Annotated in this window: 20 protein-coding genes; 3 read left to right on the top strand and 17 right to left on the bottom strand. The window is 48.0% G+C overall.

Annotated features, from left to right (window positions below):
- Nucleotides 1–26 precede the first annotated feature (26 nt).
- Nucleotides 27–863: a membrane protein insertase YidC gene (locus tag K3G25_RS06370; protein WP_020956057.1), complete on the top strand. Its 837-nt coding sequence runs from the start codon at nucleotides 27–29 to the stop codon at nucleotides 861–863.
- Between the two features lie 115 nt (nucleotides 864–978).
- Here the strand turns inward: K3G25_RS06370 and K3G25_RS06365 are convergent, their stop codons facing one another.
- Genes K3G25_RS06365 through mce form a run of 3 tightly spaced genes read right to left on the bottom strand, consistent with a single transcriptional unit; the run spans nucleotide 979 to nucleotide 4,049 of the window.
- The gene (locus K3G25_RS06365) at nucleotides 979–2,094 is read right to left on the bottom strand and encodes a tripeptidase T (protein WP_003153237.1); all 1,116 of its coding nucleotides are present in this window, start codon (nucleotides 2,092–2,094) and stop codon (nucleotides 979–981) included.
- Between the two features lie 16 nt (nucleotides 2,095–2,110).
- Nucleotides 2,111–3,634, bottom strand: coding sequence for an acyl-CoA carboxylase subunit beta (locus K3G25_RS06360; protein ID WP_370531141.1), 1,524 nt, complete (start codon nucleotides 3,632–3,634; stop codon nucleotides 2,111–2,113).
- A complete protein-coding gene (mce, locus tag K3G25_RS06355) occupies nucleotides 3,621–4,049 on the bottom strand; it encodes a methylmalonyl-CoA epimerase (RefSeq protein WP_232489629.1) in 429 nt (142 codons plus the stop codon). Before mce ends, K3G25_RS06360 begins: the two co-directional genes overlap by 14 nt.
- 93 nt (nucleotides 4,050–4,142) lie before the next feature.
- On the opposite strand from mce, the gene prli42 reads away from it, so the two are divergent.
- Complete coding sequence (prli42, locus tag K3G25_RS06350) at nucleotides 4,143–4,238, top strand: stressosome-associated protein Prli42 (RefSeq protein ID WP_007408390.1); 96 nt, start codon at nucleotides 4,143–4,145, stop codon at nucleotides 4,236–4,238.
- Between the two features lie 13 nt (nucleotides 4,239–4,251).
- On the opposite strand, the gene K3G25_RS06345 is transcribed toward prli42, so the two are convergent.
- From K3G25_RS06345 to brxB, 6 genes are all read right to left on the bottom strand, one after another.
- Nucleotides 4,252–4,782 carry a L,D-transpeptidase gene (locus K3G25_RS06345; RefSeq protein WP_014418329.1) on the bottom strand — a complete coding sequence of 177 codons (531 nt, stop codon included), beginning with the start codon at nucleotides 4,780–4,782 and terminating at the stop codon, nucleotides 4,252–4,254.
- A gap of 69 nt (nucleotides 4,783–4,851) precedes the next feature.
- On the bottom strand, nucleotides 4,852–5,805 hold the full coding sequence (locus K3G25_RS06340) for an aromatic acid exporter family protein (RefSeq protein WP_029326084.1): 954 nt from the start codon (nucleotides 5,803–5,805) through the stop codon (nucleotides 4,852–4,854).
- Between the two features lie 76 nt (nucleotides 5,806–5,881).
- Entirely contained in the window at nucleotides 5,882–6,604 is a 723-nt protein-coding gene (locus tag K3G25_RS06335; protein WP_003153229.1) for an arginine ABC transporter ATP-binding protein ArtM, read from the bottom strand.
- A complete protein-coding gene (locus tag K3G25_RS06330; protein WP_003153227.1) occupies nucleotides 6,597–7,256 on the bottom strand; it encodes an arginine ABC transporter permease ArtQ in 660 nt (219 codons plus the stop codon). Before K3G25_RS06330 ends, K3G25_RS06335 begins: the two co-directional genes overlap by 8 nt.
- 61 nt (nucleotides 7,257–7,317) lie before the next feature.
- Nucleotides 7,318–8,085, bottom strand: a complete 768-nt coding sequence (locus K3G25_RS06325) for an arginine ABC transporter substrate-binding protein ArtP (RefSeq protein WP_014418331.1) — start codon at nucleotides 8,083–8,085, stop codon at nucleotides 7,318–7,320.
- Nucleotides 8,086–8,330: 245 nt separating this feature from the next.
- Nucleotides 8,331–8,768: a bacilliredoxin BrxB gene (brxB, locus tag K3G25_RS06320; protein WP_003153223.1), complete on the bottom strand. Its 438-nt coding sequence runs from the start codon at nucleotides 8,766–8,768 to the stop codon at nucleotides 8,331–8,333.
- Between the two features lie 178 nt (nucleotides 8,769–8,946).
- Here brxB and K3G25_RS06315 point away from each other — a divergent pair, with 178 nt between their 5' ends.
- Nucleotides 8,947–9,843, top strand: coding sequence for a YegS/Rv2252/BmrU family lipid kinase (locus tag K3G25_RS06315; RefSeq protein WP_022552989.1), 897 nt, complete (start codon nucleotides 8,947–8,949; stop codon nucleotides 9,841–9,843).
- Nucleotides 9,844–9,885: 42 nt separating this feature from the next.
- Here the strand turns inward: K3G25_RS06315 and K3G25_RS06310 are convergent, their stop codons facing one another.
- The 8 genes from K3G25_RS06310 to K3G25_RS06275 all read right to left on the bottom strand — a co-directional run bounded on the left by K3G25_RS06310 (nucleotide 9,886) and on the right by K3G25_RS06275 (nucleotide 19,918).
- On the bottom strand, nucleotides 9,886–11,148 hold the full coding sequence (locus K3G25_RS06310) for a dihydrolipoamide acetyltransferase family protein (RefSeq protein ID WP_128496714.1): 1,263 nt from the start codon (nucleotides 11,146–11,148) through the stop codon (nucleotides 9,886–9,888).
- A 21-nt stretch (nucleotides 11,149–11,169) separates the two neighbouring features.
- The gene (gene bfmBAB, locus K3G25_RS06305) at nucleotides 11,170–12,153 is read right to left on the bottom strand and encodes a 3-methyl-2-oxobutanoate dehydrogenase subunit beta (RefSeq protein WP_014418335.1); all 984 of its coding nucleotides are present in this window, start codon (nucleotides 12,151–12,153) and stop codon (nucleotides 11,170–11,172) included.
- A 12-nt stretch (nucleotides 12,154–12,165) separates the two neighbouring features.
- Nucleotides 12,166–13,158, bottom strand: a complete 993-nt coding sequence (locus K3G25_RS06300) for a thiamine pyrophosphate-dependent dehydrogenase E1 component subunit alpha (RefSeq protein ID WP_032874085.1) — start codon at nucleotides 13,156–13,158, stop codon at nucleotides 12,166–12,168.
- Between the two features lie 22 nt (nucleotides 13,159–13,180).
- Entirely contained in the window at nucleotides 13,181–14,602 is a 1,422-nt protein-coding gene (gene lpdA / locus K3G25_RS06295; RefSeq protein ID WP_232489628.1) for a dihydrolipoyl dehydrogenase, read from the bottom strand.
- Nucleotides 14,592–15,707, bottom strand: coding sequence for a butyrate kinase (buk, locus tag K3G25_RS06290; protein ID WP_014721483.1), 1,116 nt, complete (start codon nucleotides 15,705–15,707; stop codon nucleotides 14,592–14,594). Before buk ends, lpdA begins: the two co-directional genes overlap by 11 nt.
- A 17-nt stretch (nucleotides 15,708–15,724) precedes the next feature.
- A complete protein-coding gene (gene bcd / locus K3G25_RS06285; RefSeq protein WP_165882261.1) occupies nucleotides 15,725–16,819 on the bottom strand; it encodes a branched-chain amino acid dehydrogenase in 1,095 nt (364 codons plus the stop codon).
- A 13-nt stretch (nucleotides 16,820–16,832) separates the two neighbouring features.
- The gene (gene yqiS / locus K3G25_RS06280) at nucleotides 16,833–17,726 is read right to left on the bottom strand and encodes a phosphate butyryltransferase (RefSeq protein WP_014418338.1); all 894 of its coding nucleotides are present in this window, start codon (nucleotides 17,724–17,726) and stop codon (nucleotides 16,833–16,835) included.
- A gap of 122 nt (nucleotides 17,727–17,848) precedes the next feature.
- Nucleotides 17,849–19,918: a sigma-54 interaction domain-containing protein gene (locus K3G25_RS06275; protein ID WP_021494294.1), complete on the bottom strand. Its 2,070-nt coding sequence runs from the start codon at nucleotides 19,916–19,918 to the stop codon at nucleotides 17,849–17,851.

Here is a 19,918-nt window from a genome sequence, read left to right as displayed (position 1 = left end):
GTGAAGATAAAAAGGAGGAGACATAATTGTCTAAAACATATCAAAAATGGATCGCATTCGGATTATTTTTTATCGTACTGTGCACAGGCCGCTCGGCTTTTGCGGCGACATCTCAGACTCAGACGGGAGGCCTCGGGAATATCGGTTTTTTCCACGATTACCTGATCGAGCCGTTTTCGGCACTTTTAAAAGGTGTGGCGGGCCTGTTCCACGGTGAGTACGGACTGTCGATTATTCTGGTGACGATTATCGTCCGGATCGTTGTATTGCCTTTGTTTGTGAACCAATTTAAGAAACAGCGGGTGTTCCAGGAAAAAATGGCTGTGATCAAACCGCAGGTCGACAGCATTCAGGCTAAAATGAAACAAACGAAAGATGCGGAAAAACAAAAAGAACTGCAAATGGAAATGATGAAGCTTTACCGTGAGCACAATCTGAATCCGATGGCAATGGGATGTCTTCCGATGCTGGTGCAATTCCCGATTTTGATTGGTTTTTATTACGCCATCCGCTCAACGCCGGAAATCGCTTCACACTCATTTCTGTGGTTCAGCTTAGGGCATTCTGATATTCTTGTATCACTGTGCGCGGGAGCCATGTATTTCTTACAGGCTTATATTTCCCAAAAATTAAACGAGAAATATTCACCGGCTGCTCAAAATCCGGCCGCGATGCAGTCAGCAAAAATCATGGTCTTTATTTTCCCTGTCATGATGACCATTTTTTCACTTAACGTACCGGCTGCGCTGCCGCTTTACTGGTTTACAAGCGGACTGTTTTTGACAGTGCAGAATGTACTTTTACAGCAGACGCATCATAAAAAGAAACAAGCTGCGGCTCAGGCGGAGCCCGCCAAATCATAATACTGAAACCCTGCCGGAAACCTATCCGGCAGGGTTTTTTTCTTGTATCTGCAAGGCTTTAAGCCAATTATTATGAAGAATGAAAAAAGCACCCAATCAACTGGGTGCTTCGTTTTTAGTTGGCCGCTGTTTCGATAATGGCAACGACCATTTCCGCCGTTTTGACGAGCTCTTCAATCGGCATTTTTTCATTTTTCGTATGGATTTGTTCATAGCCTACTGACAGGTTGACTGTCGGAATGCCGTGGCCGGCAATGACGTTTGCGTCACTTCCGCCGCCGCTTGTCTGAAGTTCGCTCGGCCGGCCGATTTTTGCCGCCGCTTTTTTCGCGACTTCCACAACCTGATCGCCGTCCTGATATTTGAAACCCGGATACATGACCGCGATGTCCACTTCCGCGCGGCCTCCCATCTCAGCTGCAGCAGATTCGAAAGCTTCTTTCATTTTCTGCACTTGCGCTTCCATTTTTTCAGGCACTAATGAACGCGCTTCAGCCAGAATATCAACCTGGTCGCAGACGATATTGGTTTGCGTGCCGCCTTCGAAACGTCCGATATTAGCCGTTGTTTCTTTATCAATACGGCCGAGCGGCATTTTAGAGATCGCTTTTGACGCGATTGTAATCGCGGAGATGCCTTTTTCCGGTTCTACTCCCGCATGAGCCGTTTTCCCGAAAATGGTTGCTCTCACTTTCGCTTGTGTCGGCGCGGCTACAATAATGTTGCCGACTTTTCCGTCTGAATCAAGCGCAAAACCGTATTTCGCGGTAATGTCTGAACGATCCATTGCTTTTGCCCCGACTAATCCCGATTCTTCTCCGGCCGTGATAATGAATTCAATGGTGCCGTGCTCGATGTTTTGTTCTTTCAGCACTTTAATGGCTTCAAACATTGCGGCAAGTCCCGTCTTATCATCAGCGCCGAGAATCGTCGTGCCGTCGGATTTTACATAGCCGTCTTCCACAATCGGCTTAACGCCTTTGCCCGGGACAACCGTGTCCATGTGCGATGTGAAATAAATCGTATCCGCATCTTTTGTGCCCTTTAACGTACAGATTAAGTTGCCGGCTCCATGCCCCGTCACTTCTTTTGTATCATCTTCTTTTACGCTCAACCCTAAATCAGTGAATTTTTGTTTGAGCACCTTGCTGATTTCCGCTTCATGTTTTGTCTCTGAATCAATTTGAACGAGTTCAAGAAATTCTTCAAGCAGACGTTTTTCGTTTACCATTTTCAGTTCCCTCCGTTTAAAGCGGTATATTACCGTGCTTTTTTTTCGGTCTTTCCTCTTCCTTATGCGCAAGCATGTCAAATGCCTGAATCAATTTTTTCCTCGAGTCTTCCGGCCGGATGATATCATCCACCATTCCGCAGGCCGCCGCTTTATACGGACCGGCGTTTTCCTTTTCGTATATGGCTTTTTTTTCGCGCTTCGTTTTCTCCGGGTCGTCAGAAGCCTGTATGTCTCTGCTGTATAAAATCGACGCCGCGCCTTCCGCTCCCATCACGGCGATTTCCGCATTGGGCCAGGCGAATACAAGATCTGCCCCGAGCCCTTTCGAATTCATGGCGACATAGGCGCCTCCGTAAGCTTTTCTGATGATGAGCGTCACTTTCGGCACCGTTGCTTCGGCAAAAGCATACAGCAATTTTGCTCCGTGACGGATGATTCCCGCATGTTCCTGCTGAAAGCCCGGGAGAAATCCCGGAACATCAGCGATTGTCAATAACGGAATATGAAACGCGTCGCAAAAACGGATGAATCTCGACGCTTTGTCAGCGGCATCAATCGTGAGGCTCCCCGCCAAGTGTTTCGGCTGGTTTGCGACAACACCGACTGTACGCCGTCCGAGTTTCAGAAAACCGACAACAATGTTTTTGGCAAAATACGGCTGAATGTCAAAAAACGTTCCGTCATCCGCCAGCTCTTTTATTACCTGTAACACATCGTAAGGTTTCGAACTGTCCGCGGGAACGAGGGTATTTAATAACGGTCTGGCGTCTTCCTTTTTAACGGGCAATGCCGTCTGTCCGCCGTGCGGGAGATAAGAAAGCAGGGTTTTCACAGCGGAAAGAGCCTCTTTTTCCGTTCGTGCGGAATAGTGGGCACTTCCGCTTATCACATTATGTATTCCCGCACCGCCTAAACTTTCCGCGTCAATCTGTTCACCCGTAACCTGTTCAATGACTTTCGGGCCTGTAATAAACATGTGCGACGTATGTTCCGCCATAATCACAAAATCCGTCAATGCGGGTGAATAAACAGCACCGCCGGCACACGGCCCAAGGATGACAGAAATTTGCGGAATCACTCCCGAGTAAAGGACGTTGCGCCTAAAGATATGACCGTATCCATTTAATGATACCACACCCTCTTGAATTCTCGCACCACCTGAGTCGTTCAGCCCGATGATCGGGGTTTTGTTTTTCGCCGCCAGATCCATCACCGCCGCGATTTTTTCCGCATGTGTCTCGCCGAGCGTCCCGCCGAGTACGGTAAAGTCATGGGCAAACAAATACACGGGCCGTCCGTCAATTGTGCCGTATCCGGTAACGACTCCGTCTCCCGGAGCATTCCGGCACCCGGGCATGCGGCTCTTGGCAAACGTCTGCAGCTCTGAAAAACTGTCTTCGTCCAATAAATAGTCAATTCTTTCTCTTGCCGTCAGCTTGCCTTTTTTGTGCTGTTTTTCATTTTTTTCCGCTCCGCCGCCGTTTGTTAAAAAGGAACGTCTTTCGTTTAAGTGTCTGATATGATCACTCATGCTCATCTTGAGTTTCTCCTTTTTCAATTGTTTCACAAAGCTCAATCAGGACCCCGTTCGCCTCTTTTGGAGAGAGAAATGCGATCTTCTTCCCGCCCGCTCCGCTTTGCGGTTCATGATGGATCAAAGTCATGCGGCATGATTCAAGCTCCTTGATCGTTTCCTTCATATCGGCGCAGCGGAATGCCAAATGATGCAGCCCTTCGCCTCTTTTCTGTAAAAAAAAGCTGACGGGAGACGCGTCCGACAGCGGCTCAATCAGCTCAAGCTTTGTGCCTCCCGCCTCTAAAAAAGCAACTCTCACATTTTGGCCGCTTACCAGCTCGTCTCCCATATACGTAAGCCCGAGCATCCGTTCGTAAAATCCTCTCGCGGCATCAATAGAGCTGACGGCAATGCCGACATGATCAAGTTTTTTCATAGCGCGGCCACCTGCTTTCCGCCATAGGATATGGCTTGTTCATACAAGCAAAACACGTTAAAATGATAGACAGTAATCTTAAGGAGTGAAACAATGTCTCAAAAATTTATGAAAAGCGCCGTCATCGTCATTTTAGGCGTATTTATACTTTCAACCCTCCTCTCAGGCATTATGATGTATTTGCGGTAAAAAAGCAGGCGCCTCATTGCAAGGGGGTTTCCTGCTTTTTTATGAGGGCTTTCCGCTCTATTGCAATGTCCTCGAATGAGCGGTTTTCTTTTGTAATCAATACTTTCGTTCCGGGAGGGATAATCCGGAAAATACGGATGACATCCCGGTTTTTCATACGGATGCAGCCGTTTGATACAAACCCCCCGATCAGCTCTTCTCTGTTTGTTCCGTGAATGCCGTATATCCTGCCGTCGGTTCCTTTCGCGTCAAAACCGATCCAGCGGACGCCGAGCGGGTTTTCCGGCGCGCCTCCCTTTACATTTTTCTTCCGGTAATACGGATTGACGGCTTTGACCGTTACCGTAAATTCTCCTTCAGGCGTCAAATCATCCGTTTTTCCCGTCGCCACCTGATAAATGCCTTCTATTCGGTTATCCTTCACAACAGCAAGCGCATTTGTGGCTTTATTGACGATAATATAAGGGTCACCCGGCAAAGGGTTTGCGCCAAGCGGCCAAAGCGGAGACAGCAGCAGGGCGGCTGACAATAAAAAAAATCGCATGGGCTCCCCTCCTTTTTTCATTAGAATGACCAATGAAAGGAGGACTCATGCGATTGATCCATATGTTTTTTACAGCTTGATGCCTTTGAAATAACTTTTAATCACGAGATATTGTTCCATCTCACCGAGGAGGTGGAACAAAGCCGCCCGCGCTTCAAACTCCTCGCGCGTTGCCGGGAGCGGCATTTCTTCAAATTCCGTTCTCATTTCTGCAAGTCTTTTTAAAAATTTATGAGCGGTATTGCCGGGATGAATGGCTTCCCTTAATTCACGGATGAAATGGGCGATTATTTTGCCCTGCTCCACCGTTATTGAAATAGAGGTAATCTTCGGCAGCAGCCGTTCAATGATTTCAAATTGTTTCTGTCTCATCTTAAAATAATGATAGTAAAGATTTTCATGGCGCAAAATATGATTCTGCACGTCCCGATAGGCGAGGTTTTTCGCCTCTTGAATCATCTGATGCGTCTCCGGTATTTCCTTCCCCGACCAATCTTGCTCACCAGTTAACAAATACCGTTCGATTTCGGCGAAGATGACGGAAAAGTTGTCCTCGATTTTTTTCCGGTACGCCGCGAGTTTTCTGTCAAGGCTCGGCATATACAGATTCATTAACAGCGCGACGCCGATACCTACGGTGATCAGCTGGAACTCATTCCAGATAAACGCCATCGTAATGCCGCCGGACATATATAAATGAAGAATGATTACTGAGCTGGTGACGATCCCTTCGTTTATTTTTAAAACGACTGTAGTCGGAATGAACAGCACCAGCAATATTCCGATCGCAAACGGATAATAGCCGATCAGCCCGAAAAAGACATATGAGAAGACGATTGCCAATAAACAGGCGGCAAATCGGGCCCACGAGGCCTGAAGCGACCGCTTTTGCGTAATCTGGATGCACAATATGGTGATGATTCCTGCGGATGCGAAGTTTTGCAGATGCAACAGCTGGGCTAAATAAATGGCCAGCGCCGTTCCAAGTGCGGTCTTTAGTGTGCGGTAACCGATTTTAAACATTGCTTGCTCCATTCTGTTTGTTTCTTTCTCAAAAAAAAGAAGAAGAGCATTCTTCTTCTTTTCTTCCAGTTATATTTTATAATATTTTTTCTAAAAAGTCCTGTGCTCTTTTTGACTTCGGAGAAAGAAAAAATTCTTCCGGCTGCCCGTCTTCCACGATCGTCCCTTCATCCATAAATAATACGCGGTCTGCGACTTCTTTGGCAAATCCCATTTCGTGCGTTACGATCACCATTGTCATGCCCGTCTGCGCGAGCTCTTTCATCACCTCAAGAACTTCTTTGACCATTTCCGGGTCAAGAGCCGAGGTCGGTTCATCAAACAGCATGATGTCAGGATTCATGGCAAGCGCCCGCGCGATGGCGACCCGCTGCTTCTGTCCGCCTGACAAACGGTTCGGATAGTCGTTCCGTTTGTCAAGCAGTCCGACTTTTTCAAGGAGAGCGCACGCCTTTTCCTCCGCCTCCTTTTTAGACTCTTTCTTCACGCTGACCGGCGCGTATGTGATATTTTCAAGCACCGTTTTATGAGGAAACAAATGAAAATGCTGAAATACCATGCCGATATTTTCCCGCACTTTCAGTTTATTCGTTTTAGCTGCGGTGATTTCGTTTTCTTTAATGGCAATCGTTCCGCCGCTCGGGGTTTCCAGCAGATTTAAGCAGCGCAGAAACGTTGATTTGCCGGAACCTGAAGGGCCGATGACAGCGACGACTTCCCCTTCTTCGATCTGTGTTGAAATGTTTTTCAGTACTTCATGTTTCCCGAATGATTTTGACAGGTTGTCGACCTTAATCATTGGCTTTCAGCTTCCTTTCTACGCCTTTTCCGATGAATGCTAAGATCAAAACGAGCACGTAATAGATTAAGCCCGCCACAATAAGAGGTTCTAAATAGTTGTATGTTGCGGCGCCGGACTGGTAGGCCCGTCTCATAATGTCGCCAAGACCGATAACTGTGACGATCGCCGATTCTTTCGTTAAGGTGATTAATTCGTTAATAATAGCCGGAGAAATGTTTTTAAACGCCTGCGGCAGCAGCAGATCTTTCATCATTTTTCCGTATGGCACGCCGAGAGCGACGGCTGCCTCTTTTTGTCCTTTGTCAATTGCGTTGATTCCCGCTCTGATAATTTCAGAGACGTAAGCGGCCGAATTGAGCGATAATGCGGTGACTGCCGCCCAAAATTGATCGATCTGAAAGCCGAGGAGCTGCGGCATACCGAAATAGATGATCATCAGCTGCAGCACGAGCGGCGTGCCGCGGAATATCGAAGTATAAAAATCCGCAATCCATTTCAGCGGACTGATCGTGCTGATTTTAAATAAGCTGAGCACGATTCCTAATACAAGACCGATGACCGCTGAAACGAGCACAATTTTCAATGTGACCGCAAGGCCTTCCAATATAAAAGGAATTTGGGGGATTGTCGCTGAGAAATCCAAATTCATACGTGTGATCTCCTTTGTCTTTATTCAAGATAAAAAGCTCAACGAAAAGTTGAGCTTTCTTTTATTTCTCGTTGGTGAACCATTTTTTCTTCAGTTTTTCGATTTCTCCGTTTTTCTCCATTTCTTTCAGCGCTTTGTTAAACTTCGCTGTCAGATCACTGTCTTTGCGGAACGCAATCGCGGAGCCCGATTCGTCTGATTTCGCATCTGCTGACGCAAAGCCCTGCAGATCTTGATTTGAATTGAAATAGCCTTGTGCTACGATGTCTTCGATAATCGCGGCATCAAAACGCCCGGATTTGATCTCTTCGGTTAAATCTGAGATCCGGTTGCGGTCTTCGAGCTGAAAACCGTATTTCGAAGCGAGCTTCTTGCCTTTTTCCTCTTGAATGGAGCCGAGCTGCACACCGACGGTTTTGCCTTTCAGATCATTCAGGGATTTAATGCTGCTTCCCTTTTTCGTAACAATCATATTGTTAGCAGTATAATAAATATCAGAAAAATCAACTTGCTTTTTCCGTTCCGGCGTAGGTGTCATTCCAGATAAAATCATATCTACCTGCTTGGACTTCAAGGCTGTAATCAGGCTGTTGAAGTCCATGTCCTGCACCTCAACGTCATAGCCGGTCTTTTTGCCCAGAGCTTTTGCCAGATCAACGTCAAACCCGGTGATCTGATCGCCGTCTTTATATTCAAATGGTTTATAGTCAGCCGATGTACCCATAATCAGCTTGTTCTTTCCGCCCTCTGAGCCTGAATTGCCTGATCCGCAGGCGGACAGCGCAAAGGTGATACATGCGGCAGCTAATACCAACAGCCATTTCTTCATGATTCATTTCCCCCATATCTACTGATCTCTTAAAATTGAATATTTATTCGTTAACTTGTATTTTAAACACTTTTTAAGTGTGATGCAATACTATTTTTGAAAAATATATTTTCCTTTCTGTGTTTATTATAGTCATTGTTTTTCAGATTAGTGACAGCTGAACACCGATGTATAAATATTTATATTTATACAGATTCCATATAAAAAACCCCCGCAAGCGCTTGGCTCCGGGGTTTTTCTTTCACTTATACTTCTTCACAATATTCTTCAAATGCTTCCTGCAGTTTTGTGACGACGGCCATCGGCTCATGGCCTTCAATTTCATGGCGTTCCACCATTTTCATGATTTTCCCGTCTTTTAAAATGGCAAATGACGGAGAGGACGGCGGATAGCCTTCAAAGTATTCTCTCGCTTTGGCTGTCGCTTCTTTATCCTGTCCGGCAAATACCGTCACAAGCTGATCCGGTCGTTTATCGTAATGTACGGAATGGTACGCGGCAGGCCGTGCAATACCGCCTGCGCATCCGCACACAGAGTTGACCATAACGAGTGTCGTTCCTTTTTTCGAAAGCGCTTCGTCCACTTCCTCAGCGGTTTTCAGCTCTGTATACCCGGCAGCCGTGATTTCCTGGCGGGCTTGACGCACGACATCATTCATAAATAAATTAAAATCCATATTCAACTGGGACCTCTCCTTTTTGATCATCTCTTCTTATGATAGCAAGGAACCTCCCTATCGGCAAATGACACCGCTCATAACCAATTGTTTTTTGACCCTTTTATGTTCCCTATGTAAGTTTATGACCTTTTAAAAACGGGAAACTTGTTAAGGAGATTGTCTGAAATAAAGGAGCAGTCGTATGAGCCAACGGAAAGCAGTATTAATTTATAACGGAAACGCCGGACAAAAACAGATTGATAAAACGCTCGGCACGGTCGTCCCCATTTTGGCCCAGTCAGCTGACGAACTTTTGATTAAACCGACCAAACATCAGGATGATGCCCGTCAGTATTGTGAAAATCTCGACAGTTCAGTTGACCATTTATATATTTTAGGCGGGGACGGCACTGTGCATCAATGCATCAACAGCATCAGCAAGCTTGATCACAGACCCGCTGTCGGCATTTTGCCGGGAGGAACGTGCAACGATTTCTCCCGGGCGCTCGGCATCCCGCAAAACCTTCAAAAGGCCGCTGAAGCGCTCGCGGCCGGACATAAACAGATGATTGACGTCTGTAAAACGGATGACGGCTATTTTCTGAACTTCTGGGGCATCGGATTGATCACCGAAGCATCAAGCCATATCAATGAAACTGAAAAAGCATGGCTTGGTAAAATCAGCTACTTCACGAGCGCCTTGCGGACGATGACAAGCGCGAACCCGTTTCCTGTCAAATTGACGATTGACGGCGAGGTGAAAGAAGACGAAGCCGTAATGGTGCTTGTCATGAACGGGCATTATATCGGGACAAACAGAGTTCCCCTGCCTGATGCCAGCCTCCGGGACGGCTTAGCCGATGTGTTAATCTGCCGCAACACAAGCCTTGCCGCGTTGCGGGAGCTGATGACGATGGAGCAGGGTTCATTTGATGATTTCAAAGGAGAGCTGTCCTATATTCAGGCCTCCAGGATTGAAATCGAAACCGGACGTGAGATGGACGCGGATACAGATGGCGAGGTATACGGAACAACACCTTGTACGATCGAAGTGAAAAAACATCATCTCACTATGCTTGTTCCCGAGGATTCACAATGAAAATAAAAAACTCCTTTTGCCGCCCGGGCAAAAGGAGTTTTTTTAATATACTGACGTATGTTCATCAATGTTTTCTAAGATCTCTTTGACGCGTCCGAGGAATCGGCCGCACACGAGCCCGTCGAGCACTCTGTGATCTAAAGACAGGCAAAGATTAACCATATCACGAACGGCGATCATCCCGTTATTCATGACAACCGGTCGTTTGACGATAGATTCTACCTGAAGAATCGCCGCCTGCGGATGGTTGATAATGCCCATAGATTGAACTGAGCCGAAAGATCCCGTGTTATTGACGGTAAATGTGCCGCCCTGCATATCTTCCGCGGTAAGTTTTCCGTTTCTCACTTTTTTCGCAAGGTCCGTTATTTCTCTGGCTATGCCTTTAATCGTTTTTTCATCAGCATGCTTAATAACCGGAACAAACAGCGAATCTTCCGTGGCAACGGCAATGGAGATGTTGATGTCTTTCTTTTGGACGATTTTGTCTCCCGCCCACATGCTGTTCATCTGCGGGAACTCTTTGAGAGCCTGCGCCGCCGCTTTTACAAAGAAAGCGAAAAACGTTAAATTGAAGCCTTCTTTTTGTTTAAATGAGTCTTTAATGCTGTTTCTGTACGCCGTCATGTTCGTGACGTCGACTTCCATCATCGTCCAGGCATGCGGAATTTCTGTTTTGCTTTTATGCATATTGGCGGCGATGGCTTTTCTGACGCCTGTAACCGGAATTTCAATATCACCGGCTGACAGAGCGGGTGCCGGTGCTTGTTTTTGCTGTTGTTTCGGCGCTTGTTGCGTTGTTTGAACAGCAGCCGGCGCCGGTGCTTCCGATTTCTGCTTCATTCCCGAATCAATGATCTTTTGAATGTCTTTTCGCGTAATTCTTCCGCCTGCACCCGTTCCTTCAACTTCTTCAAGCTGAATGCCGTGTTCCCCCGCTAATCTGAGCACGGCCGGCGAATAACGCGCTTTATTTGACTGATCTTTACCTTGGAGGTTTGCATCGGTGTCTGAAGGGGTATTCTGCTCTTCTTCCCGCTTCGGCGCCTCTTCGGTTTCCGTTTCTTCTGTTTCAATTTTGCAGATGATCTCGCCGACTGCAAGAGTCTGGCCTTCTTCTCCTACAAGTTCTGTAATCGTACCGGTAAAAGAAGACGGCACCTCCGCGTTCACTTTATCTGTCATGACCTCCGCGATGGGGTCATATTTATTCACTTGATCACCGGGGGATACCAGCCACTTGCTGATCGTCCCTTCCGTCACGCTCTCTCCGAGCTGAGGCATAGCCATTTGTTCAATCGCCATGTCAAAAACCTCCTTACGTCTTTAAAACTCCGCTAATTCTCTCATCGCGGCTTCTGCTTTGTCAGGATTCATCATGAAGTATTTTTCCATTGTCGGCGCATAAGGCATTGCCGGAACGTCAGGACCTGCAAGCCGCTTGATCGGCGCGTCTAAATCAAATAAGCAGTTTTCAGAAATAATGGCGGCGACCTCGCTCATAATACCGCCTTCTTTCGTATCTTCCGTGATCAGCAATACTTTTCCCGTTTTAGACGCGGCTTCAATGATGGCTTCTTTATCTAACGGATAAACCGTACGCAAGTCTAATACGTGCGTGGAAATTCCGTCTTTTTCAAGACGCTCGGCAGCCTGCAGAGCAAAATGGACGCATAATCCGTACGTAATGACAGTAATGTCGCTGCCTTCGCGTTTTACATCCGCCTTTCCGATCGGAAGGACGTAATCATCCGCAGGGACTTCGCCTTTAATCAGGCGGTACGCCCTCTTATGTTCGAAAAACAGCACCGGATCTTCGTCACGGACTGCAGCTTTCAACAGCCCTTTTGCGTCATAAGGAGTTGAAGGCATGACAATTTTAAGGCCCGGCTGGTTGGCAAAAATGGCCTCCACAGATTGGGAATGATACAACGCGCCGTGCACGCCGCCGCCGTAAGGCGCTCTGATGACCATCGGACAGCTCCAATCATTGTTTGAACGGTAGCGTATTTTTGCCGCTTCTGAAATGATTTGGTTGACCGCAGGCAGAATGAAATCGGCAAACTGCATCTCGGCAATCGGACGCATGCCGTACATCGCGGCGCCGATCCCGACACCGGCAATCGCTGATTCAGCAAGCGGCGTATCCATCACGCGCTCTTCTCCGAACTGTTCATAGAGACCCGCCGTTGCTTTAAACACGCCGCCTTTTCTCCCGACGTCTTCCCCGAGAACAAACACGCGCGGATCTCTTTCCATTTCTTCTTTCATTGCTGCATTAATACTGTCAATATAAGACATTACAGACATAAGTATTCCTCCCTACTTCGCATAAACGTGATCAAGCGTTGATTCAGGAGATGCGTATGGCGCTTTCTCCGCTTCGTCTGTCGCTTCGTTTACGATAGCCATGATGTCATCCAGCATGGTCTTTTCTTCTTCTTCACCTAGAAGCCCGGCTTCTTGCAAGTATGCTTTGTATAAAAGAAGCGGATCTTGTTTCTTCGCTTCTTCTACTTCTTCGCGTTCTCTGTAGCTGCTGTCGTCGTCATCACTGGAATGCGGCGTCAAACGGTAGGAAACCGTTTCTATTAATGTAGGGCCTTCGCCTTTAGACGCCCGTTCGCGCGCTTCTTTTACGACTCGGTAAACTTCCAGCAGGTCGTTTCCGTCAACAGTGACTCCCGGCATGCCGTAGCCTGCCGCCCGGTCGGATATTTTCTCGCACGCCACCTGTTTGTCATACGGGACAGAAATGGCATACTTATTGTTTTCACACATGAAAATGACCGGCAGTTTATACACGGCGGCAAAGTTTGCCCCTTCGTGAAAATCCCCCTGGTTGGAAGATCCTTCTCCAAAGGTAACAAAAGAGACGATATCCTTTTTATCCATGCGTCCCGCAAGCGCGATTCCGACCGCATGAGGAACCTGCGTCGTAACAGGGGATGAGCCCGTTACGATTCTGTTTTCCTTTTGCCCGAAGTGGCCCGGCATCTGCCTTCCGCCTGAGTTCGGGTCAGCCGCTTTCGCAAAACCGGACATCATCAAATCCTTTGCAGTCATACCGAATGCAAGCACAACCCCTATATCTCTGTAGTAAGGAAGTACATAGTCGGTATCACGGTTTAAGGCATAGGCCGCGCCTACTTGTGCCGCTTCCTGTCCTTGACATGAAACAACGAACGGAATTTTGCCCGAGCGGTTTAAGAGCCACATTCTTTCGTCGATTTTTCTGGCTAACAGCATGGTTCTATACATTTCAACGGCTTCTTCGTCAGAGAGCCCTAATGCTTGATGGCGGTTTGTAGTCATTCAAACCCCTCCTTCTTTCCTTTTAAAAATGAATCGCGTTTCCGTCTGCGGCTAACGCAGCTTCTCCAATCGCTTCTGACAGCGACGGATGCGGATGTATGGACTGGCCGATTTCCCAAGGCGTCGCATCGAGCACCTTGGCAAGCCCCGCTTCAGAGATCATATCGGTGACGTGCGGGCCGATCATATGAACACCGAGAATATCATCTGTATTCCGATCGGCGACGATTTTGACAAAGCCGTCGCTTTCTCCGTATACAAGAGCCTTTCCGATCGCCATGAACGGAAACTTCCCGATTTTCAGTTCATGCCCTTTTCGAAGAGCTTCCTCTTCTGTCAGACCGACGCTCGCCGCTTCCGGATTTGAATAAATGCATTTCGGCACAAGAGCGGCATCAAGCGGAGCCGGATTAAGACCCGCCATATGCTCAACGGCAATGATGCCTTCACGGGAGGCCACATGCGCAAGCTGCAGCCCGCCGACAACATCACCGATCGCATAAATGTGCGATTCCTTCGTCTGCCCGGCTTCGTTCACGATGATAGAACCGTTTTCCGCTTCAATGTCCGTGTTTTCAAGGCCGATCCCTTCAATGTTCGGCTGGCGGCCGATGGAAACAAGCATTTGTTCCGCGTGATACGTTTCTTTTTTTCCATTCTTTTCAGCGGCAATTGAAACGCCGTCCGCTTTTTCCAATGTATCCGGAAGCACTTTCGCACCCGTCACGATTTTAATTCCTTTTTTCGTTAACAGTTTTTCCATCTCGCTTGAAATATCACGGTCTTCAGTCGGCAAAATGCGGTCCGCATATTCAATCACAGTGATATTGACGCCGAAATCGTTCAGCATGGATGCCCATTCAATTCCGATGACACCGCCGCCGACGATCATCATGGATTGGGGCAGACGTTTAAGCTCTAACGCTTCATCTGATGTCAGAATATATGTACCGTCTGCTTCTAAACCCGGCAGCATTTTCGGCCTTGAACCGGTTGCGATAATCAATTGTTTCGGTATCAGCATGTCGTTTTCTTCACCATTTGCGTATTCGACGGAAACTGTACCGGGAAGAGGTGAGAAGATGGAAGGGCCGAGCATACGTCCGTACCCGTTGAATACATCAATCTTCCCCTTTTTCATCAAGTGGGCGACACCGCCGGCCAGCCGGTCAACGATTCCCTGCTTTCGTTTTTGCACGCTGTCAAAGCGGAGGGAGACACCTTCCGTTTCAATGCCGAATGCTGCCGCTTCCTTTGCGGTTCGGTACACTTCCGCGCTTCTTAACAGCGCTTTACTCGGAATACATCCTTTATGCAGGCATGTTCCGCCGAGCTTTTCTTTTTCTACAACGGCCGTTTTTAAGCCGAGCTGGGCCGCTCTGATGGCGGCTACATAACCGCCTGTGCCGCCGCCCAGAATGACCACATCATACTCAGTCGCCATTTGTTTTCACTCCTTCGCCGATCTGATATTGCTTTGACTGCTCCTCACCGGCTAAAACCCGAAGCGCGCCTTGCGCGAGAGATTGCAGTTCATTTTCTCCCGGGTACACCAGTACATCCGAAATCCAATCTATGTACGATCTGATAGCGGATACGAAACTTTTCCCGTACGCCAATCCGCCCGTCAGGACGATAATGTCTACTTTTCCTTTTAAAACGGCGCTTGCCGCCCCGATTTCTTTTGCTACTTGATAAGCCATGGCGTCATAAATGAGACGCGCGTTTTCATCTCCGGCCTGAATGCGTTTTTCCACTTTGACCGCGTCCGTTGTCCCCAGGTAGCCGGAGAGTCCGCCCGTGCCGACAAGTTTTTTCATCATATCGGCTTTTGAATACTTGCCGGAAAAACACATTTCCACCAAATCACCCGCCGGAACGGTTCCCGCGCGCTCCGGGCTGAAGGGGCCTTCTCCGTGAAGCCCGTTGTTGACATCTGTCACCCGTCCGCAATCATGGACACCGACTGTGGTGCCGCCGCCCATATGAGTGACGATCATCTTCATCTGTTCATACCGTTTGCCGAGGGATGCCGCCGCCTGACGGGCAACAGCTTTTTGGTTCAAAGCATGGAAAATGCTTTTCCGCTTGATTTCAGGCATTCCTGATACTTTAGCGAGCGGAGTCATCTCATCCACCACGACCGGATCGACGATATACGCGGGGATATTTAATCCGTCAGCTATTTCCCTGGCAATAATTCCGCCCAGATTAGAAGCATGCTGGCCGTTGTAGCCGTTTTTCAAATCAGTGATCATGGCGTCATTCACTTCATATGTGCCGCCCTCAATCGGTCTGAGCAGGCCGCCCCTGGCACAAACGGCATCGAACTTTGAAATGTTGATGCCCTGTTCGTGCAAAGACTCAAGAATGCTTATTTTTCGAAATTCGTATTGGTCGATAATGCTGTTAAATGTTTTCAGCTCTTCTTCGGGATGCCGCAGCGTCTTTTCAAAGATACAGCGTTCATTGTGAAAGACACCGATTTTCGTTGATGTTGAGCCTGGATTCAGAATGAGAATGCGTTTTTCCTTTTCGAACATTTTCATACCTCCAGATCAAATTCCTATCGTCTGCTTAATATACTTTGGCCGTTTTGCAGAAACTGGCTTCTTGAACGGCGCATGCGCTCAATTCGTTCCTCAGCCAGACGGTCAGCCGCTAAGTATGTCGGAATGCCGTCACGCGCGGAAATATCGAGCACCCGCTCAATGTTTGCATAGATGCCTTCAACCTTTTTCAAAGCCCGCTCAGCATTGTAGCCGTAAAGCTCATCGGCCACATTGACGACGCCGCCTGCATTGATGACATAATCCGGAGCGTATACGATTCCCATTTCATGAATGGTATCGCCGTGACGTGTTTCTTTCAGCTGGTTATTGGCCGCTCCCGCAATGACTTTCGCCTTCAGCTGTTTAATCGTGTCATCGTTAATGACGGCGCCGAGAGCACATGGGGCATAAATATCGCACGCCTGTGAGTAAATGTCGTCGGGATCAACTGCGCGGGCGCCGAAGTCCTCAACGGCACGTTTAACAGATTCTTTATTGATATCCGTTACGATTAAAGAAGCGCCTTCTTCGTGAAGGTGGCGGCATAGATTGTAAGCCACATTTCCCACGCCTTGCACGGCAATTGTTTTACCTTCCAGTGAATCAGTGCCAAACGCCGCTTTCGCTGCAGCTTTCATCCCTTTATAGACGCCGTACGCCGTAACCGGGGACGGATTTCCTGATGAACCGAATGCCGGAGAAATTCCGGTTACATAGTCTGTTTCATCATGAATGATGTCCATATCTTCAACGGTGGTGCCGACGTCTTCCGCCGTAATATACCTTCCGTTTAAGCCTTGGATGTACCGGCCGAACGCGCGGAACATTTCTTCATTTTTATCTTTGCGGGGGTCTCCGATAATAACGGTTTTCCCGCCGCCTAAGTTTAAACCGGCAGCCGCATTTTTATAAGTCATGCCTTTTGCGAGTCTTAGTGCATCTTCAATCGCCGCTTCTTCACTGTCATATGTCCACATTCTTGTTCCGCCGAGTGCAGGGCCGAGCGTCGTATCATGAATCGCGATGATCGCTTTTAATCCGGATTGTTCATCTTGGCAGAATACCAATTGTTCGTAATCATAAGTCTCCATATATTTAAAAATTTCCATAGGTTCGTTCCTCCTACTGTTCTTGTGATGCGCAAATCGCAAGCGCAATTGAATACAGTTTATTTTCTGCGGTATCCGCTCTGCTCGTTAATGCGATCGGCGCTTTTGCACCGGCGATGACGGCAGCAACATTTGCTTTCGCAAAATAAATCATTGACTTATAAAGCATATTTCCGGCCTCGATTGAAGGAACCAAGAGAATATCCGCCTGGCCCGCTACGCTTCCGGAAATCCCTTTTTGCAGCGCAGCCGCTTGGGATACGGCATTATCCAAAGCAAGCGGTCCGTCCGCAATGCAGCCGGTAATCTGTCCTCTGTTGCACATCTGGACGATCGCAGCCGCGTTCAGCGTCGCCTCCATTTTCGGATTAACCGTTTCAATAGCGGCAAGGACTGCGGCTTTCGGCATAGGGTTCCCTACTGAATGTGCGACATGAACCGCATTTTGCAGAATATGCCCGAGCTCTTCAAGAGACGGGGCAATGTTCAGCGCTGAATCAGTCACATACATCAGCCGGTCATAGTCCGGCACCTCAAAAACGGCTACATGTGATAACACCCTTTTTGAACGAAGCCCTTCATGGCGGTTTAAAACCGATTTCAGAAGAGTTGAGCTCGGGAGATTCCCTTTCATTAAAATGTCCGCCTCTTGTTCACGCACTGCGCGCACTGCTTTTGCCGCAGATTCTTCGGGTGAATCGGCGTGGATGATTTCAGCATTGAACTTCGGCTCATTTGCCAGAAGCTCTTTCAGCTTTCCGCTGTCACCCGTCAGTAAAAATCGTGCCGACAAGTGTTCTGCCGCCATTTTGACGGCCTGGATCACTTCTTTATCTGCTGCGTGGGCCACTGCAATGGTTTTTGCGTTTTTTGCCGCGGCTTTTTCAACTAGGTCTCTCAGCTTCATTTTGTACCACCTTCCTTGTGCGAATCCGCTTTTAACAATGCAAGTTCCGTGCCAAATATGCGGGAGGGTTTATTCCGGCTTTTTTCAAGAAAACATGCAGCTGTTTGCGCTTTCTCTGCAATTTATTGCATGCCGTCATTTGCAAGGCCGTACTTGTCCATTTTGTAGTACAGATTCCGAATGCTGACACCAAGCGCTTTTGCCGTTTTGGTTCGGTTGAATTTATGCTTTTCAAGCGTTTTTTGAATGACGTGCGCTTCAAATTTTTCAACAGCCTGAGACAGCTTTTCCCCTTCCACATCCGGAAAATCACTTTGGGTGCCGTTTTTTTCATTCAGCTCTGATTCAAAAACAGGCAGATGCTGCTGTTCGATCCGTTCCATGTGCGGCTCTAAAAATATCATTGCCCGTCCGAGAACATTTTCAAGCTCCCGGACGTTTCCCGGCCAGCTGTAGGCTGATAAAGCACGCAGCGCGTTCGGCGCGAGCCCCTTTACATTGCGGCCGTAATCCTGATTGATTTTTTCAATGAGCCGAATGCTCAGCGCTTCAATATCTTCTTTGCGCTGCCGAAGCGGCGGGATTGAGATCGGATAGCGGTTAATCCGGTAATACAGGTCTTCACGGAACGCGCCTTCCGCCATGGCCTTTTCGATGTTGACGTTTGTCGCTGCGATAATTCTGACATTGACAGAAATCGCTTTAGCGCCGCCGACCCTGATAATTTCTTTTTCCTGCAGAACTCTGAGCAGCTTTGCCTGGGTGCTTTGGGTCAGCTCTCCGATTTCATCTAAGAAAATGCTGCCGTTATTCGCTTCCTCAAAAAGTCCTTTTTTGCCCCCGCGCCTCGCGCCCGTAAACGCGCCTTCCTCATAGCCGAAAAGCTCGGATTCTAGCAGGGATTCAGAAAGGGCCGCACAATTGACCCGGATGAATTTATTGTATTTTCGGTCGCTTTCATTATGGATGGCGTGGGCGAAAAGTTCTTTTCCTGTGCCGGATTCTCCCCGCAGCAGAATCGTCGCCGGCGTTTTCGCCCCGAGCTTCGCCTGTTCAAGGGCGACCAGCATTTGTTCACTCGTGCCGATAATGTCATCAAACGTGTATTTCGCTTCAAGCGTGCGGATGATCTGGCGCGCCCGATTCAGCTCAGCAGTCAGCGTTTTAATTTCTGACACATCGTGAATGACGCCGACGCTGCCTTTTAAAATACCGTCCACAATAACGGGGGCAACATTTACGATGACATCCTTTTTATTGGGGCCGACCTTCATTCTCACACCCCGCACAGGCCGCCTTGTCCCCAATACTTTCAGGTGCATGCTTTCCCCTTCTGAGATATCGGTGGAAGCGGGTTTTCCGATGACTTCGCTTTCTGACAGCCCGGTCATTTTTGTATACGCTTTGTTGATTAACATTCCGATGCCGTTTTCATCAACGACGGAAATGGCCTCGTCTGAGGATTGAATAATCGCTTCAAGCATGGTGCGGATTTGTTTTAAGTTCGTGACCTCTTCCGCCAGTTCAACTGCGTCGGTGATGTCTTTAAACACGCATAACGCGCCGAGAAGTTTTCCGCCTTCATCAATGATCGGCAGTCTTGTCGTGACAATCTGCAGGTGCTTTCCGAGAAGCTGCTTCTGGTTATATTCCGGCTCTCTCGTTTCCAGAATCCGCGGCAGCTTTGTGTTCGGCACTACATCTTTAATTTGGCGGCCGATGACATCCTCCCGTTTTTGACCGACCATTTTTTCTGCCATCTGATTAAATAAAATGATCGTTTCGTTGACGTCTATAAAAATCATGCCGTCGTGCGTTGAATTAAAAATCCGGTCATGCTTATACGTCTGCGACTTGAGCATTTGGATAAGCTGCTGTTTTTCCTCCATCAGCTGAAACACCATGTACGCCAATTTTCCCGGCATGACGATGGTTTGTTCTTTTTTCTCATGGAGCAGCTCATCCATGACCGCTTTATCGCCTGTTGTATGGATGATAATATCTATATCTTCGGTTATGTAAGGTTTCCAATCTGATGAGGTTGCAATTCCATATTTCCGGGCTTCTTGCAGCCCTTGCGCCTCCGGATCTTGATCAACCACCGCAATAATCCGGATCAGCTTTGTTTTCATCAAAATCTGTAGGAGCGCCGTGCCTCCTTTACCAGCACCTATAATCAGCACCTTCTGCAT

The organism is Bacillus sp. FCW2, from assembly GCF_021228595.1.
GTDB lineage: Bacteria > Bacillota > Bacilli > Bacillales > Bacillaceae > Bacillus > Bacillus velezensis.
This window is presented reverse-complemented; position numbering and strand designations above follow the sequence as displayed.

Coding starts and splice junctions, on each gene's coding strand:
- K3G25_RS06365 (WP_003153237.1), bottom strand. CDS start 2,094: ATGGTAAACGAAAAACGTCTGCTTGAAGAATTTCTTGAACTCGTTCAA.
- K3G25_RS06360 (WP_370531141.1), bottom strand. CDS start 3,634: ATGAGCATGAGTGATCATATCAGACACTTAAACGAAAGACGTTCCTTT.
- mce (WP_232489629.1), bottom strand. CDS start 4,049: ATGAAAAAACTTGATCATGTCGGCATTGCCGTCAGCTCTATTGATGCC.
- prli42 (WP_007408390.1), top strand. CDS start 4,143: ATGTCTCAAAAATTTATGAAAAGCGCCGTCATCGTCATTTTAGGCGTA.
- K3G25_RS06345 (WP_014418329.1), bottom strand. CDS start 4,782: ATGCGATTTTTTTTATTGTCAGCCGCCCTGCTGCTGTCTCCGCTTTGG.
- K3G25_RS06340 (WP_029326084.1), bottom strand. CDS start 5,805: ATGTTTAAAATCGGTTACCGCACACTAAAGACCGCACTTGGAACGGCG.
- K3G25_RS06335 (WP_003153229.1), bottom strand. CDS start 6,604: ATGATTAAGGTCGACAACCTGTCAAAATCATTCGGGAAACATGAAGTA.
- K3G25_RS06330 (WP_003153227.1), bottom strand. CDS start 7,256: ATGAATTTGGATTTCTCAGCGACAATCCCCCAAATTCCTTTTATATTG.
- K3G25_RS06325 (WP_014418331.1), bottom strand. CDS start 8,085: ATGAAGAAATGGCTGTTGGTATTAGCTGCCGCATGTATCACCTTTGCG.
- K3G25_RS06315 (WP_022552989.1), top strand. CDS start 8,947: ATGAGCCAACGGAAAGCAGTATTAATTTATAACGGAAACGCCGGACAA.
- K3G25_RS06310 (WP_128496714.1), bottom strand. CDS start 11,148: ATGGCGATTGAACAAATGGCTATGCCTCAGCTCGGAGAGAGCGTGACG.
- bfmBAB (WP_014418335.1), bottom strand. CDS start 12,153: ATGTCTGTAATGTCTTATATTGACAGTATTAATGCAGCAATGAAAGAA.
- K3G25_RS06300 (WP_032874085.1), bottom strand. CDS start 13,158: ATGACTACAAACCGCCATCAAGCATTAGGGCTCTCTGACGAAGAAGCC.
- lpdA (WP_232489628.1), bottom strand. CDS start 14,602: ATGGCGACTGAGTATGATGTGGTCATTCTGGGCGGCGGCACAGGCGGT.
- buk (WP_014721483.1), bottom strand. CDS start 15,707: ATGAAAATGTTCGAAAAGGAAAAACGCATTCTCATTCTGAATCCAGGC.
- bcd (WP_165882261.1), bottom strand. CDS start 16,819: ATGGAAATTTTTAAATATATGGAGACTTATGATTACGAACAATTGGTA.
- yqiS (WP_014418338.1), bottom strand. CDS start 17,726: ATGAAGCTGAGAGACCTAGTTGAAAAAGCCGCGGCAAAAAACGCAAAA.
- K3G25_RS06275 (WP_021494294.1), bottom strand. CDS start 19,918: ATGCAGAAGGTGCTGATTATAGGTGCTGGTAAAGGAGGCACGGCGCTC.